11 protein-coding genes are annotated in these 14,328 nt (G+C 53.6%); 7 read left to right on the forward strand and 4 right to left on the reverse strand.

Annotated features, from left to right (window positions below):
- Positions 1-482 precede the first annotated feature (482 nt).
- Positions 483-911, reverse strand: coding sequence for an Hsp20/alpha crystallin family protein (locus RI501_RS00015; RefSeq protein ID WP_313819765.1), 429 nt, complete (start codon positions 909-911; stop codon positions 483-485).
- A gap of 517 nt (positions 912-1,428) precedes the next feature.
- On the opposite strand from RI501_RS00015, the gene secA2 reads away from it, so the two are divergent.
- Genes secA2 through RI501_RS00045 form a run of 6 tightly spaced genes read left to right on the forward strand, consistent with a single transcriptional unit; the run spans position 1,429 to position 10,050 of the window.
- Entirely contained in the window at positions 1,429-3,828 is a 2,400-nt protein-coding gene (gene secA2 / locus RI501_RS00020; RefSeq protein ID WP_313819766.1) for an accessory Sec system translocase SecA2, read from the forward strand.
- 57 nt (positions 3,829-3,885) lie between these two features.
- On the forward strand, positions 3,886-5,424 hold the full coding sequence (gene asp1, locus RI501_RS00025; RefSeq protein WP_313819767.1) for an accessory Sec system protein Asp1: 1,539 nt from the start codon (positions 3,886-3,888) through the stop codon (positions 5,422-5,424).
- On the forward strand, positions 5,408-6,997 hold the full coding sequence (asp2, locus tag RI501_RS00030; RefSeq protein ID WP_313819768.1) for an accessory Sec system protein Asp2: 1,590 nt from the start codon (positions 5,408-5,410) through the stop codon (positions 6,995-6,997). The genes asp1 and asp2 overlap by 17 nt, the downstream gene beginning before the upstream one ends.
- On the forward strand, positions 6,994-7,746 hold the full coding sequence (gene asp3, locus RI501_RS00035) for an accessory Sec system protein Asp3 (protein ID WP_313819769.1): 753 nt from the start codon (positions 6,994-6,996) through the stop codon (positions 7,744-7,746). Before asp2 ends, asp3 begins: the two co-directional genes overlap by 4 nt.
- Positions 7,743-9,191 (forward strand): glycosyltransferase, encoded by a 1,449-nt coding sequence (locus RI501_RS00040; protein ID WP_313819770.1) that lies wholly within the window; start codon positions 7,743-7,745, stop codon positions 9,189-9,191. Before asp3 ends, RI501_RS00040 begins: the two co-directional genes overlap by 4 nt.
- Positions 9,181-10,050 carry a hypothetical protein gene (locus RI501_RS00045; RefSeq protein WP_313819771.1) on the forward strand — a complete coding sequence of 290 codons (870 nt, stop codon included), beginning with the start codon at positions 9,181-9,183 and terminating at the stop codon, positions 10,048-10,050. The genes RI501_RS00040 and RI501_RS00045 overlap by 11 nt, the downstream gene beginning before the upstream one ends.
- Positions 10,051-10,169: 119 nt before the next feature.
- Here the strand turns inward: RI501_RS00045 and RI501_RS00050 are convergent, their stop codons facing one another.
- Positions 10,170-10,541: a hypothetical protein gene (locus tag RI501_RS00050; RefSeq protein ID WP_313819772.1), complete on the reverse strand. Its 372-nt coding sequence runs from the start codon at positions 10,539-10,541 to the stop codon at positions 10,170-10,172.
- Between the two features lie 367 nt (positions 10,542-10,908).
- On the opposite strand from RI501_RS00050, the gene RI501_RS00055 reads away from it, so the two are divergent.
- On the forward strand, positions 10,909-12,270 hold the full coding sequence (locus tag RI501_RS00055) for a hemolysin family protein (protein ID WP_313819773.1): 1,362 nt from the start codon (positions 10,909-10,911) through the stop codon (positions 12,268-12,270).
- A gap of 46 nt (positions 12,271-12,316) precedes the next feature.
- On the opposite strand, the gene RI501_RS00060 is transcribed toward RI501_RS00055, so the two are convergent.
- Together RI501_RS00060 and RI501_RS00065 are read right to left on the reverse strand one after the other, a co-directional pair.
- Positions 12,317-12,601 (reverse strand): helix-turn-helix domain-containing protein, encoded by a 285-nt coding sequence (locus RI501_RS00060; protein WP_313819774.1) that lies wholly within the window; start codon positions 12,599-12,601, stop codon positions 12,317-12,319.
- Positions 12,602-12,872: 271 nt separating this feature from the next.
- Complete coding sequence (locus RI501_RS00065; protein ID WP_313819775.1) at positions 12,873-14,300, reverse strand: DHA2 family efflux MFS transporter permease subunit; 1,428 nt, start codon at positions 14,298-14,300, stop codon at positions 12,873-12,875.
- Positions 14,301-14,328: the final 28 nt, after the last annotated feature.

Consider the following 14,328-nt stretch of genomic DNA (forward strand, 5'->3'; position numbering starts at 1 on the left):
CTATAACAGCTATCGCGGGAGATTGTGTATTTTCGGCTCTCCTAACAAATTAAAAATAACCAAAATACACACTAAACGGTTTTTTCCATTTTGGACGTCATTTTTTTCGGTGGCGTGTCTCGCAAGCATTCGTTGAAACCGCTTTATATCAAGCGTTTCGCGATTAGTTAAGTCGTTTTTTTAACCAAGTTTTCCGGTTAACTTCGTTTCTTATAGGGTAAACCGTCTATAATCAATTCGATTGTTCTCAATAAGTAAGTTTTGCGCTGACAAAATCGTCGTTGATCCCCGGTGTAATCGCGTTTCAGTCGCTTTTCGGGTGAAAACTCAACGATCGAACCGCCTCCCGGTCTTTCACAAGGTAGATGACTTTTAATTTTATTTTGATTTGGTCAAATTTTTTTACCAACGGGACCCGTGACACCAAAAAAGGGTGGCAACTTCCCGCAATGGGAAATCGCCACCCCGCATCAATTTGGTCATTAGTCGATGCTAATCTTGTGGTTATTATCTTTGTCCGTTTCCTTCGGTAAGGTCAGGGTTAAGATGCCCTGATCATACTTCGCACTGACCTGCTTCAAATCAATGTTTGGCAGGTAGAAGGCCCGGGCAACGTTTTGACTTGAACGTTCCTGCCGTAAGATCCGGCCGTCGTTGTCCTTGGTGTCTTGACTGGTCTTAGTGGTCCCAGAGATCCGGAGTGTGTCGTCCCGGTAGTCAACGTGAATGTCTTCCTTATTAAAGCCTGGCATTTCGGCGGTGACAACGTAGTCCTGATCGTGTTCCACCACGTCCGTCTTCATTGGGTTATCGTTACCGTTAAACAAGTCACGCCCCAAGTTGCCAACTTCATTGAAGAAATTCATTGGATTAAACAAGTCATCGTTCCGGTTCATCATATCATTAGTCATAATCAATAACCCCTTTCAAATTACTTTGTTACGCTTTACATTTTCTATAATAGTCAGCATTGGTCAGAAAAGTAAATAATTAGCGCTCGACTTTTATAGTGCTAATTATCAAGCCTAATCCCACTAGATACACGGCTATGTGGTTAAAGATAACGCAATCGACTCGCCAATGGCCAATATTTTATCAAACAAAGGTCAAACAAAAACTAAATGGTAATGACCAGTGATCCGAACCGTTCGCTAATTTAGTGGATGCCCCCGCAACCCGTTCATAGGGGAGTTCTAAAATGGTGCCACTAAGCACTACCGAAAATTAGCACCGAAAATAACAGAATTTCCGCCCCGTGACCGGGGTGGTCGAACCGGCTGAGCCCCACTCCCACGGGGCTTCACGGAAAAAGGCCCATTTCAATAACATTTTCCCCTATATCCATTCCACAACATGCTATAATTGGAATTACCGATTACCGCTAAATCAGAAGAATCTTATTGATTCGGATGGAAAGAAATGATTAGGATGCCATTCTCACATAACCGAACACCTGAGAGATACGTCAGACAGATGCGGGCCGTCACTGCGTTGGCCCCCAAGTATCGGGCCATGTCCGACGACAACTTGAAAGCCCAAACCACGCTCTTCCGGCAACAATTAGCTCAGGGGAAGTCCCTCGACTCCCTGAAGATTGCTGCCTACGCCGTGGTGCGCGAAGCCGATCAACGCGTATTGGGCATGTTTCCGTTCGATGTGCAGGTCTTAGGGGCCCTAGTCATGCAAGACGGCAACGTTGCCGAAATGAAAACCGGTGAAGGAAAGACCCTGACCGCGACCATGCCCATGTACCTTAACGGCTTGACGGGGAGCGGGAATTTTCTAGTCACCGCCAATGAATACCTGGCTTACCGGGACGCGGAGAAGATGGGCCGGGTCTACCGTTGGCTGGGTCTCACCGCCGTTCCCGGCGTTGCGCCGGCCGGTGGCGATCCTCACGACCGCAATCTCAAGGAGATTTATCAGGCCGACATCGTTTACACCACCAACTCAACGCTAGGCTTCGACTATTTAATGGATAATTTAGCCGGTACCGCCAGTGAACGCTTCCTCCAGGGCTTCCACTTTGCCTTACTCGACGAAATCGACGCAGTGTTACTGGATTCGGCACAAATGCCGCTGATCATTTCCGGGGCTCCCCGGGTCCGGTCCAACCTCTTCGGCATCGCCGACCAGGTGATCTGCCTGTTACGGCAAAACATCGACTTCGAACGCAGTAACGATCACAAGAAGGTCTGGTTCACGCCCAAAGGTATCACTCATATGGAGGAATACCTGGGCTTAAGCGATCTACTGACCGCTCCACACCGGACACTGTACCGGCACTTAGTCTTGGCGTTAAAGGCCCACCAAACCCTCACCCGCGACCGGGATTACGTGGTCGACGAGGACGGGGTTTCTTTGTTGGACCTTTCGAACGGCCGTAAATTAGCCGGGATGAAGCTCGAAGCCGGTCTCCACCAGGCGTTGGAAGCCAAGGAACAGATGCCCGTGTCCAACCAGACACGGACCATGGCGTCCATCACCTTCCAGAACCTCTTTCGGATGTTCAGTCACCTGAGCGGGATGACCGGGACGGCGATGACCGACGCGGCCGAGTTGCAAGAAACCTACCGGCTGTCGGTCGTGCCTATTCCGACCAATAAACCGTCGCAACGAATCGACTTGCCCGACCAACTCTTCATGACCACCGACCAGAAGCTGGAAAGTGCCGTGCAGATGGTCAAGCAAGCCTATGCGGTGGGCCGGCCCGTGTTAATCGAGACCGGGTCCGTGTCGTTGTCCAACCTCTTCTCACGGATCCTCCTGCGAGAAGAAATCCCACATAACCTGCTGAACGCGCGGAGTGTGGCCAAGGAAGCCATGATCGTCAAGGAGGCCGGACAACCCGGTGCCGTGACCGTCGCCACTTCCATGGCCGGTCGGGGGACCGACATTAAGCTGGGCAAGGGCGTCAAGGCGCTCGGTGGTCTCCTGGTCATCGGGACCGAACGGATGAATTCCGCACGAGTCGACAATCAATTACGGGGCCGGACCGGTCGACAGGGGGCCCCCGGCGAAAGTGTCTTCCTGGTCTCCATCGAAGATACCATTCTCCTGGAGCACGGGCCCAAGTGGCTGCGGCGGTACCGGCGCCGACTGGACGACGCGAAGCGTAAGCAATCTGCGGGCCGCCCCGCTAAGCCCGTTCGTAAGCCCTTCCTCACCCGGCACCGCTTCAAGCACCTGATTACCCAGGCGCAACACAACGCCGAAAAAGATGACCGGCAGGCCCGGAACCAAACCCTGCAGTATTCCGAAATCATGCGGGTTCAACGGGATACCATCTACGCCACGCGTCAGGAAATTATGACCAAAAAGGACCTCACGCCGTTACTTGCGAGCGTCTTTCGTATGGCGGCGAAGGCCTTTACCCAGAAGCATCCCCGTGCCACGCGCAGTGAGCTCGCCGACTACGTCTTAAACACCATTGATAATCATCTGGTGGTGGCCGACGTGATCGATCAAGATTGGCACGCCGATCGGCCCAAGGAGACCGGTCCGTTTCTTCAGAAATTAATGGTCGACCACTTGACGCAGAAGTTTGCGGACATCAACGACGACCAACAAATCTACTTTGAACGGATGTGTCTGTTGAAATCACTCGATAACGCCTGGATCGACCAGGTCGATATGCTCCAACAATTACGGCAGATTGCCACGAACCGGAGCACGGCCCAACACGATCCGTTGCTGGAATATCTCAAGGACGGACGCAAGGCCTTCGGTGAGATGAAGCAAGACTTCGCCCGCGATGCCGTGCGCAACCTCTTATTATCCGAGTTCGAGTTCAAGCCAGACGGTTCCATCGACGTGACGTACCCGTAACTTCGATCGCCACTAAGTTAGACTCCCTATTTAAGTCATCATTCAGGAGGTGTCACGATGACTGTGATTATTCCGGCGTGGTCTCGCGACGCGCTCAGGCTGGCCGATACACCAGTCGTTAAATTAGCCCGACTCTTCATCGACAACCAAGTCCCCGTCGAGCTCCTACTTTTGCAACCGTTACCGTGGTTACGTTACCAGTTAAAAACCAACCAGCTCACCTCGTTGTCCTGGTGGAACGTCTTTGACGACCTGCAACAGGTCCACCAGGAAGGCGGCCTCCCGTTAGGCTTAGAAGACCTGGCGCTGCCACTCGATACTCAGTTCGTCTACCTCAGCGACACGGTACTCCTCCAGCGAGCCGGTCGCCTCTACGGTGAAGTTCACTTTCACCCCGCCGGCTTTGTCAGCTGGGTCGAAACCACCGATACCAACGGCCAACGAACCGTCAGGGTGTACGACGACCGCGGCTTCTGCTCGACACAAACCGTGTATAATGACCGGGGCCGCCGGTTGGCCACCCTCTGGTTCGCCCCGGACACCCACCCCGTCATGCGCCGACTAGCCGATAATCACATTCAACTACTCGCTGCAGACGGCAGTATCCAGCAGCGCTACGAGTCCCTCGACGAGCTGATTACCGAACGCACCCAGGCCCACCTGGCCCAGCGCTCCGATCTCCTTATCAGTGACGCTAACCCCGGGACCGCCACGATTCTGACCCAATTAGCACAACGGCACCGGTTGGCCTACCTGCTCTCCACGCAGCTGGCCCCGACCTTGCCCGAAGACCTCTTGGGCGCCGTGGAACGGGTGATCGTTCCCACCACGCAGATGATTACCAAGTTCAAGGACGTCAACGCCGACCTGGGCACGCCGATCGAAGCCGTTTCACCCTACGCAACCACGTTTGCGCTGGGGAACAGTACGGAGTTGCCCGAGACCACGGTGGTGTGGGCCGTTAACCACCTGACGACCACCGCTCAGACCGTGGTCGCCCAGCAGATCATTGCCTGGCTGGTCCAAGACGAACACCATTACCTCACCGCCGTGGTGACCTCGCAGGCCGCCATTCAAAAAATGACGACCCGTTTACAGCAGCAAGTGCTCTCACAGGCCGGGATTCCGCTGGATTCGCCGACCGCCCAACTGTTACAGGGATTGCTGAATCAGTTACAACAAAAGCAAGCCGTGGACCGAGAACAATTGCCCGATGAGGTTCTAACGGTACTCGATCAACTCTTACGCATCCAAGTCCTTTACCGGCTCAACGACCAACAGCGTCAACGGGTCTTGGGCGGTGCACGCGTCTTAGTCGACCTGGGGGCCATGCCGGATTTGCAGCTTCAGATTGCGGCCATCAGTGCCGGGATCCCGCAAATCAACGCCACGACTACCGGGTACGTTCACGACCACCAAAACGGGCTGATCATCGCCCAGTTGCGGAAGCTGGGACCGGCCTTGGATTATTACTTAAAAACCTTAACGCACTGGAACGAAAGCTTGGTGGCCAGCATTGCTTCGTTGGAAAGTTTGGCCGAACCCAAGCTACTCGCTTATTGGAAGGAGGTTATCGCTCATGGCAAACAGTCGTAAGATGCCCGTCGTGCAACTCGGGGGCCAACCGGTCGTCCAACCGGCGGCCCTCGCCGCGGACTACCAATGGTGCTACTTCCCCGACCGTGAACAGGATCGCCGGATGCCGAACACCCTGCGGACGCCAGCCGGTTATCTCCTACCGTTCTGGCGCAACGCGTTATTCTTACTGCCACTCGACGATGGCACCACTTGGCGTAATTTAGATCTTTTAAAGCTACTCCCCGCCAATCACATTCTCTACGATGATGCCGCCGAGCTGAGCCCCGAGGTCCAAGCCCTCTTTGAGCTCAAGGGAGCTTTTGCCGTTAACATGAACGATCCCGCTACCTTGACCAACACCATTAACCGGGACTGGTTCCCCGGTCAGGATTCGTTTAAGCTCGATCATGGCAGTCTACGGGTCCTGGGGACCTTCGAAGGGACCGTCCACCGGTTTGGTCGCTACCACCTACAGCTCACCGGTAACTTCGGTCAGGCCTTCCAACCCGTCGTGGTGTGGGAAACTCAGGGTTACGCGGGCCGCAACCGGGACCTGACCTTCCAACCCGAATGTCAGGCCAGCGACGACGTCTTGGTCCGCTACCAGCTGACGCTAATCAATCAGACGACCGACCAACCGATCCACACCCTGACGTTTAACCCCGCCGATTACCCGACCGGTAAGACGTTACATTTGGGGGATATCGACTATTACTACACCCTGAGCGTCTTAGCCATGGGCCAGGGACAACTCGATATTGGCTTAGTCCACATCTCCCGGGGGCGCGAACGCTTCGGCAGTCTTTTCCCCGGCGGTCAATTCCATCACGTGCCCGGCAGCCTCAACGAAAACTTCTATTCTTACTTCGATGCCGGCGACATGCGGCCGCCCCTCAACGTGTACTTCAGCGGGTTCAATATGTCCGATCACTTCGAAGGAAACTTCATGATGGAGCGCTTCGGGGCCCCCTTCTTGCTCGTCAGCGATCCCCGGTTGAACGGGGGGGGCTTCTACGTGGGCAGTGACGCCTTCGAACAGCAATTTGTCACCGTGATTCAAACCACCCTTAAGCGCCTGGGCTTTGCGCCCGACGACTTGGTCCTCTCCGGCATCTCAGAAGGGACCGTCGCCACCTTTTACTACGGGGCCCTCTTAAAACCACGGGCCATCATCGCCGGTAAGCCCCTAATCAACTTAGGGACCATGGCCACCAACGGCCGGATCAAGCGGACTCAGGACTTCCAGCCGTCATTTGACCTCCTCTTATCCCACACCGGCGATGTGACCGCCGAAACGGCTCAACAGCTCAATCAACGGGTCTGGCACCGTTTCAAACAGGGCGACTTTCACCACACCACCTTCGCCGTGGCCCACATGTATCAAGACGACTTCGATAACACAACCTTCCCGGAGCTCTTCGACTGGGTCACCGATCAGTTTCCCCACGTGCGCTTCTTGCATAAGGGCGTCTTAGGGCGACACAACGACAACACCCCGGCCATCAACGCCTGGTTCGTTAAACAATTCCGGATGATTTTGGCTTCGGAATACGACCGGCACTTCGCCGACGAGGAGGTGGTGCCCTCATGAGTCTGGCTTACCTCTTACTCTGGCCCCGGCACCTGCATAGCACCTACGAATACGGCTGTCAGGTCAGCGTGACCCCCGAACACGTGGTGACGTACCGGGCGCCACTAATGCCGCCCGGCGAAGTCATTCACGATTGGCGCTCGCACCGCAATTACGGCCTAGAGCACCTGACCGCCGAGCTCCCCATCCTGCAACCGGAGATGACCTATTATTTACAAGGAAACATCACGGTCACCGGTGGGGGCGTCTACTTGCGGTTAAAGTTCTTCGATCCCGAAGGCGCCGAGATCACGTCGACCATCATCGACGGCACCTCGGGGAGCTTCGAGATGCCGGAAAATGCCATCGACTACACGCTCGAACTGGTCAACACCCATCATGAACGCGTCATCTTTCGCTCGCTCCTCTTGATGGACAGCGCCACCCACGAGCAGTACACCCTGACCGTCGACCAATTCGCCGGCACCGTTCAGGCCCTCATGCCTGACGCTCAAGCCGCCCACGTGGCCCTAGAAGTCCGCGAGGGAGCCACCAAACCGGTGGTCATCTCGCCCGGCTGCAACAATCTCACCGTGTTCGTTACTCCCCGGCAACTCCGGGATGAAAATTGGCTCAAAAAAATCGTTCAAGAACGTCACACCTTCTTAGCGCACCAGCCCCCCACCGATCCCGTTACCGCCGGGGTCTCGGCCTGGCGAGTTAAGCAGCGTTACTGGCAATCACGATCATTTCAGGAGGATCAGCAATGATATTTTTTGTGAACGGAACTATCGGCATGGGGAACTCCGGCGTCGAACACGCCGAATTCTACAGAGCGCAGGTCTTACAACAGGCCGGCCTCCCCTATAAATACCTGTTCTACCGACTCAACCGAGACCTACAGGCCCCGATGCGCCGGTGGGGCCTTGCCAACGACCAGGTCATCAACATGTGGGAGTACTTCACGTTAGGCGAAGACTACCTCTTCCACGGCGTCCAAAAGGCTTACAAACATAGCACCAAGTTGGTGATTGACTCGACCAACACACACCGGAAACGGGATACTTACACGGAAAGTGGGCTCCACGTGGTCGACCACATGATCAAGCACCCCGACATCCACAAGAAGACCAACCTCTTATTAGTGGGCTCCAACCACGTCGAAATCTTCAACATGAACACCGGCCAGAAGATGGCCAAATTCCTGTTCTACGACGACCCTCACCGGAAGGTCATCCTGCGTAATATCCACCTGTACCATCAAGCCGGTGGCGAGCACCTCTTCTTCTCTAACGGGATGCAACTGATTCGGTACTTCTTCGATCGGTTGAACCTGGCCTATAACCAGAAGAACATTTACATGATCGACCGGGGGACCGATCCCGAAGTGGCCCTGTTCAGCCGGCACTCCGATAAGTTGAAGATCGTCGACGTGATTCACGCCGACCAACTCAACAACCGTAAGGACCCTCGTTATCCGTTGTTCAACAACTACAACGAGTACATGCTGACCCACCTCGACCAGGTCGACAAGGTCGTGGTCTCCACGGAACAGCAGCGTCAAGACATGCTCCTCGACTTCCCCCAGCGGGCTGATCAGATTGTGACCATCCCCGTGGGTGGGGTTCGCGATAACCCGCAAATCGACCTGCAACACCGCCCAGGTGATCCCATCAAGTTCGTCACGGCCTCCCGTCTGGCCATCGAAAAGCACGTGGACTTCATCGTCAAGGCGCTGGTCAAGCTCCATGATGAAGACGGTGTAAACCTGACACTGGACATCTTCGGGGCCGGCGAGGAAGAAAAACGCATCAAGCAGGCGATCGAAGACGGCAAGGCCGGCGACTACATCACCATGCGGGGACAATCGGCCACACTGGACCAGGAATACCCCAAGCTTGATGCCTACGTCTCCGGGTCCTACTCCGAAGGCTTCGGCTTGACCTACATCGAAGCCATGAACGCCGGGCTCCCCATTGTCACGTTTAACGCGCGCTTTGGGGCCCAAGACCTGGTCGATGACGGTCAGACCGGCTTCCTGGCTGACTTTAACCGTGAGGATGCTGACTACAGCGTCGAACAGCTCCACCAGGCCTTACAGAAGCTGATGGCCGCCGATTACGGTACCTTACGGGCCAACACGGCTAAGAAGATTGAACGTTACCAAGATCACGTGATCGCGGAAGATTGGAGGAAGTTAGTCGATGCGCTATGAATTAGTTAATGGTGTCCACACCAACATGGACGTTTGGCAACAGGAAAAGAAACTCTTACAGGCGGAGAAGTTGCACCTACTCTCCATCGGATCGGCCCCTAACTTTGCGGGTACGATGAAGCAGGAAGGCATCAAGCACAGCGTTAACCTGTACGACTACATCACCAAGCGGACCGCTTACAACCCCGATGACTACCTCTTCTTCAACCGGGCCCCGGTTCCGGACGGCACCAACATCTTGATGAACGCCGACGGGTACCTGGCGCTTGAATACGACGGCGCGCCCATCGGTCAGATGAAGCTCTACCCGAACACCAACCGGGCGGTCAAGGAAATCGACTACTTCAACCCGGACGGCTCTAACGATATGATCGAGGAGTACGCTACCGACGGCCGGCAGTACACCCAGCTGTTATACGACCAAGGCAAGCCCCAGGAATTCGACTTTTTGAACCTCAAGGGCCAACCCGTCATCCGGTATTACTACTACGAAGACGTCCTCAACTACATCACCATTGAAGACCCCAACACCCAAGACGTCCTGGAACACTACGACAACTTGAACGAATTCATCTGCCAACAGGTGGCCAAGTTGCTGACGGTCCAAGACCAGGTCACGGTCTGCTACATGGGGATGGAAATGATGGCACTGCGCTACGCCAAGTCGCACAACATTTTGCGGCTGTCCGAAGACCCGATCGACGAACAAGGCGAGGTCCGCGGTAACCTACTGGGGATCTTGACCAACGATATTCCGTACATGCAGGAAGTGCAGATGACGCAAGCAGCGTACAACGCACTGGCCTTACGCAACATTCCGCTCGACAAGGCCACGGTGGTCGCTGACTTAGACGACTAAACCGCTTAATTTTAAAAGAGCTTACCTTAGCCCAGTATTCCGGGCGGAGGTAAGCTCTTTTGATTCGGTGCGGCAACAAAAAAGGCATCCCCGCAAGGACGCCTCGAATTACTTTAAGTTTAACCCTTGAATGATTCCACGTGATCGGGTGGCGTGACTAACTTTTCGCCAACTTCATGACCTAAGATTTCCAACGCCTTTTCTCGGGTTGGGATGACATCCATATTAAAGATGATGGAGTCAATGTCCCCGCCGGCGTAGTCGAATTGTTCGAAGTAGACGTACGGATCGTGATCGTCGTCATCGTTTAAGAAGTGCTGCGTCACTGCATCCGCTAATGCGGTTGCCCAAGGCAACTCTACCATCTTTGGTAGATCGTGTTTCGTCACATACCCCGGTTTTAAGATCAGTGCAGCCGCTTTCTTAACATCCTCTGCGGGAATGTCAATTTTCGGTTCTTCTGCTTTGTCTTTCTTTGGTGTATCTGCCATAATCCAAAATCTCCTTTAACGTTTCTAAATTCAGTCTAGTCCTTTTTGGCGTAAACGTTAAGCCGTCACACCCATTATTTGTTGGATTAACCGGTCAATAACTTATGCATTTAATGGCTAGTCTCCCGTCTCGGTTAAACCCCTCGCCGACCTAACCTGGGTTACAGCCGCAACCGCGATTTTTCAATCAGTTAAGCGATTTCACTGACTCGTTGATAGCCAATTTCGGAATTCCCCCGAATAATCACCGTGTTCGGTTGCGTTCAGGCCCCCAAGGGCGTAGAATTTGGGACAATCTGATATCTACAAAATGACGCGTAGACGCGTTATAATGGAAAGATAGAATAATTGAAATGAGGAATGATGTGTGGATAGTGGTCAGATAGTTGTGAATTTAGGGATTATTTTAGTAACTTTCTTCTTTGCAGCTTTCTTTGTGGCTTGTGAGTTCGCTTTAGTCCAGACGCGCCCTAGTGCGTTACAGGAAAAAATTGACGAACGCGACAAGCCTTCGACTAAGTTAAACCGGGCCATGAAAATGGTCACGAACTTAAATGAATATTTGTCAACGACTCAGGTGGGGGTTTCCCTAGCCGGAATCATCCTGGGGTGGATTGGGGAAACCTTCTTCGTCGATATTCTGTTGGCGGGGATTGCCCCCATGCACATCACGGGCGCCACTGCGCACACGGTGAGTGCCATCATCGGGGTCCTGTTATTGACGTACTTAGAAGTGGTCTTCACCGAAATTGTGCCGAAGAACATTTCCATCGATATGCCGATGAAAGTCTTGATGCTGGTGGTCACGCCGCTACACTACTGCCACGTGATCTTCTACCCGTTCGTCTGGTTGTTGAACTCCAGTGCAACCGGTGTGGTCAAGCTGATGGGCCTAAAGGTTGCCAATGAAAGCGACGAGGTCTTCTCCCAAGCCGAAATTCTGAGCCTTTCCCGCAGTGCCGTGGAAGGCGGAGAACTGGAAAAGAACGATTTAGTGTACATGCAACGGGCCTTCGAATTAAACGATAAGGTCGCTAAGGACATCATGATCGACCGAACGCAGTTGACGGTCATCGACATCACCGCTACGGTGAAGGAAGCCCTGACCATGTACCTGCAGGAACGGTTCAGCCGCCTGCCGGTCGTGGCCGATAACGACAAGGATAAGATCCTCGGTTACGTTTACAATTATGATTTGATTCGCCAACAACAAGTGGATTCGTCCATTAAGATTGATAAGTTACTGCGCGACATCACCACCACGCCCGAAACCACGCCGATCACGCAGGTGTTGCAACAAATGATCAAGCACCAGACGCCAATCGTGGTCGTAGTCGACGAATACGGGGGTACGTCTGGGATCATCACCGACAAGGACATTTACGAAGAACTCTTCGGGACGGTCCGCGATGAGATCGACGACGCCAACGACCAGTACATCTTTAAGCAACCCAACGGCACTTTCCAGGTTAATGGGAAGATGACCACCTACGACTTCGAACGGTACTTTGCCGTGGACATCAAGGACTTCGAATCCACCGATACCGTTACGTTAGCCGGTTATATTATCGATAATTACCCCGACGTCAAGATCAACGACGTGATTCATTTGGAGAACTTCGATCTCAAGGTGTTGGATTACGAAAACTCCTTCATTAATTGGTTCGAGGTCACGGTTAACCCCGTGCAACCACAACAACCCGTCTTAGATGCCGACGACACGCATTAAACTCAAAAATCGTCCCGCTCAACCGTCAAGTTGGGTGGGACGATTTTTATTTGGATACCGCATGGCGTTGCCGGTACCAAGCCATGACCCGTTTAAGCCAGAATCGTTGTGGCGTCGACGCCATCCCCCGATTAGCGTCAACTCGATTGCTCAGACTTAACGGTGTGGCTAAAATTTCCCCTAACTCTTTCAGTTGAGCGGGCGCCGGGTTACAAATTGCGCCTTCCCATCTGTCGATGACCATCGGCTGGACACCCAGTCGTTGTGCCAAATAAGCCTGTGTCATGTTTCGTCGCTTACGGGCGACGCGAATCTGTTGTCCTAAGTCCATGCTATTCTCCCCCTAGCTCTTTGAAGAGTATACCATGAACTATTATTTGTTGAACAGACGTATTGGGAGGTTGATTAGACGACTTACTCATTCATCAGTTTAACGACCTAATCGAAGGCGACGTTCCGGCTAGGTTAGTCGGTCTAATAGACTAACCGTATAAAACCATCAACTTAGCTCGTCTTCAAGACTAGCTAATCCCTACACAAAAGGGGCATCATCACTAAAGCTCAGCTTAGTGGTGACGCCCCTAGTTCATGACTGAATAACCTTACTTCGCGTGTTTAGGTAACCGCAAGGCCAGTAAGAAACCAGCCACGGCTAAGACTAACGTAAAGTAGAAACCGTAATGGGCCCCATTGGTGAAGGCCCCGGCAGCTTGGTGCGCGCCGTTCGCAAAGTACGCGGCTTGACCAATCCCTAACAGGCTGGTAGCAATCGCCGTTGAGATGGCCCCGACCACCTGTTGTAAGGTGTTCATAATGGCACTCCCGTCGGCGGCGATTGGGCCGGTCAACGCGTTTAACCCGTGCGTTTGTGATGGCGACATCGCTAACGGTGCCCCGATCATCAAGATCACGTGGGCCAAGATGACGTACCACACGGCACTGTGGGTGGTGGTCAACGCCAACATCAAAGCCCCAACAATCGAGATGACAAAGCCCAGCATCGCTGGCTTGCGGGGACCAATCTGGTCATACAACCGGCCGGAAATGGCGGAGACGATGGCGTTCATCAGGCCACCGGGGAACATGATGATCCCGGTCAAGGCCACTGGGACCAGCAAGCCCTTTTGAATGTACATGGGTAACAGGTACATTGCGGACAGGATAATCCCAAAGTTGATCATTACCAGGCTCGCGCCGACCCGGAAACCGGGAATGGCGAAGGCCCGCAGGTTCAAGATGGGATGGTCCATGGTCAGTTGCCGGTGGGTGTACCAGGCCAATACCAGAATCCCGACGATCAGGCTGCCCAGAACGACGGCCGAGCCCCAACCGTAATCACTGGCCAGGCTAACCCCAACCACTAAACTCCCAAAGCCCACCATCGATAAGAGAATGGACAGGAAGTCGATTTTCGGTCGGGTGACCGGTGCAATATTTTTCAACGAAGTGACGGCAAACAGAAAGGCAATCACTAAGAACGGAATAAACAGCCAGAAGATCCAACGCCAGGACGCTAATCCTAAGACTAGACCGGCCAGCGTCGGTCCGACGGCGGGGGCAAACATGATAACTAACCCCACCATTCCCATGGCGGCCCCTAACTTATAGGGCGGGAAAATCTGCATCGCGACGGTAAACATCAGCGGCAGGATCAGCCCGGTGGCAATCCCTTGAATCATTCGGCCTAAGAGTAAGACACCAAAGCCAGGTGCCGACGCCGAAATGGCGGCTCCCACGGCGAAGTCCACCAGGGCAAATAAAATAATCTGCCGGGTGGTGAACCACTTGCTAATTAAACTCGATAACGGTAATACAATTCCAATCATCAGCATGTAGCCGGTGACCAACCATTGCACCGTTGCCGTCGAGACGTTTAGTTGCACCATCAATTGTGGTAAAGCAATGTTCAGTGACGTTTCACTGAACATCCCGACGAAGCCCCCAATCAGCATGCCCATCATGGCTAGCATGGGATGGGCCACTGGGACCCGGGCAGTTTTGGCTGCTTGGTTATTTTGTACGGTATCCATTGGTTTTTCACACTCACTTTCATTTCAA

The organism is Levilactobacillus zymae (assembly GCF_032190635.1).
GTDB lineage: Bacteria > Bacillota > Bacilli > Lactobacillales > Lactobacillaceae > Levilactobacillus > Levilactobacillus zymae_A.

Bases quoted from the DNA above. Each gene is read 5' to 3' on its own strand.
- RI501_RS00015 (WP_313819765.1), bottom strand. From the start codon at position 911: ATGACTAATGATATGATGAACCGGAACGATGACTTGTTTAATCCAATG.
- secA2 (WP_313819766.1), top strand. From the start codon at position 1,429: ATGCCATTCTCACATAACCGAACACCTGAGAGATACGTCAGACAGATG.
- asp1 (WP_313819767.1), top strand. From the start codon at position 3,886: ATGACTGTGATTATTCCGGCGTGGTCTCGCGACGCGCTCAGGCTGGCC.
- asp2 (WP_313819768.1), top strand. From the start codon at position 5,408: ATGGCAAACAGTCGTAAGATGCCCGTCGTGCAACTCGGGGGCCAACCG.
- asp3 (WP_313819769.1), top strand. From the start codon at position 6,994: ATGAGTCTGGCTTACCTCTTACTCTGGCCCCGGCACCTGCATAGCACC.
- RI501_RS00040 (WP_313819770.1), top strand. From the start codon at position 7,743: ATGATATTTTTTGTGAACGGAACTATCGGCATGGGGAACTCCGGCGTC.
- RI501_RS00045 (WP_313819771.1), top strand. From the start codon at position 9,181: ATGCGCTATGAATTAGTTAATGGTGTCCACACCAACATGGACGTTTGG.
- RI501_RS00050 (WP_313819772.1), bottom strand. From the start codon at position 10,541: ATGGCAGATACACCAAAGAAAGACAAAGCAGAAGAACCGAAAATTGAC.
- RI501_RS00060 (WP_313819774.1), bottom strand. From the start codon at position 12,601: ATGGACTTAGGACAACAGATTCGCGTCGCCCGTAAGCGACGAAACATG.
- RI501_RS00065 (WP_313819775.1), bottom strand. From the start codon at position 14,300: ATGGATACCGTACAAAATAACCAAGCAGCCAAAACTGCCCGGGTCCCA.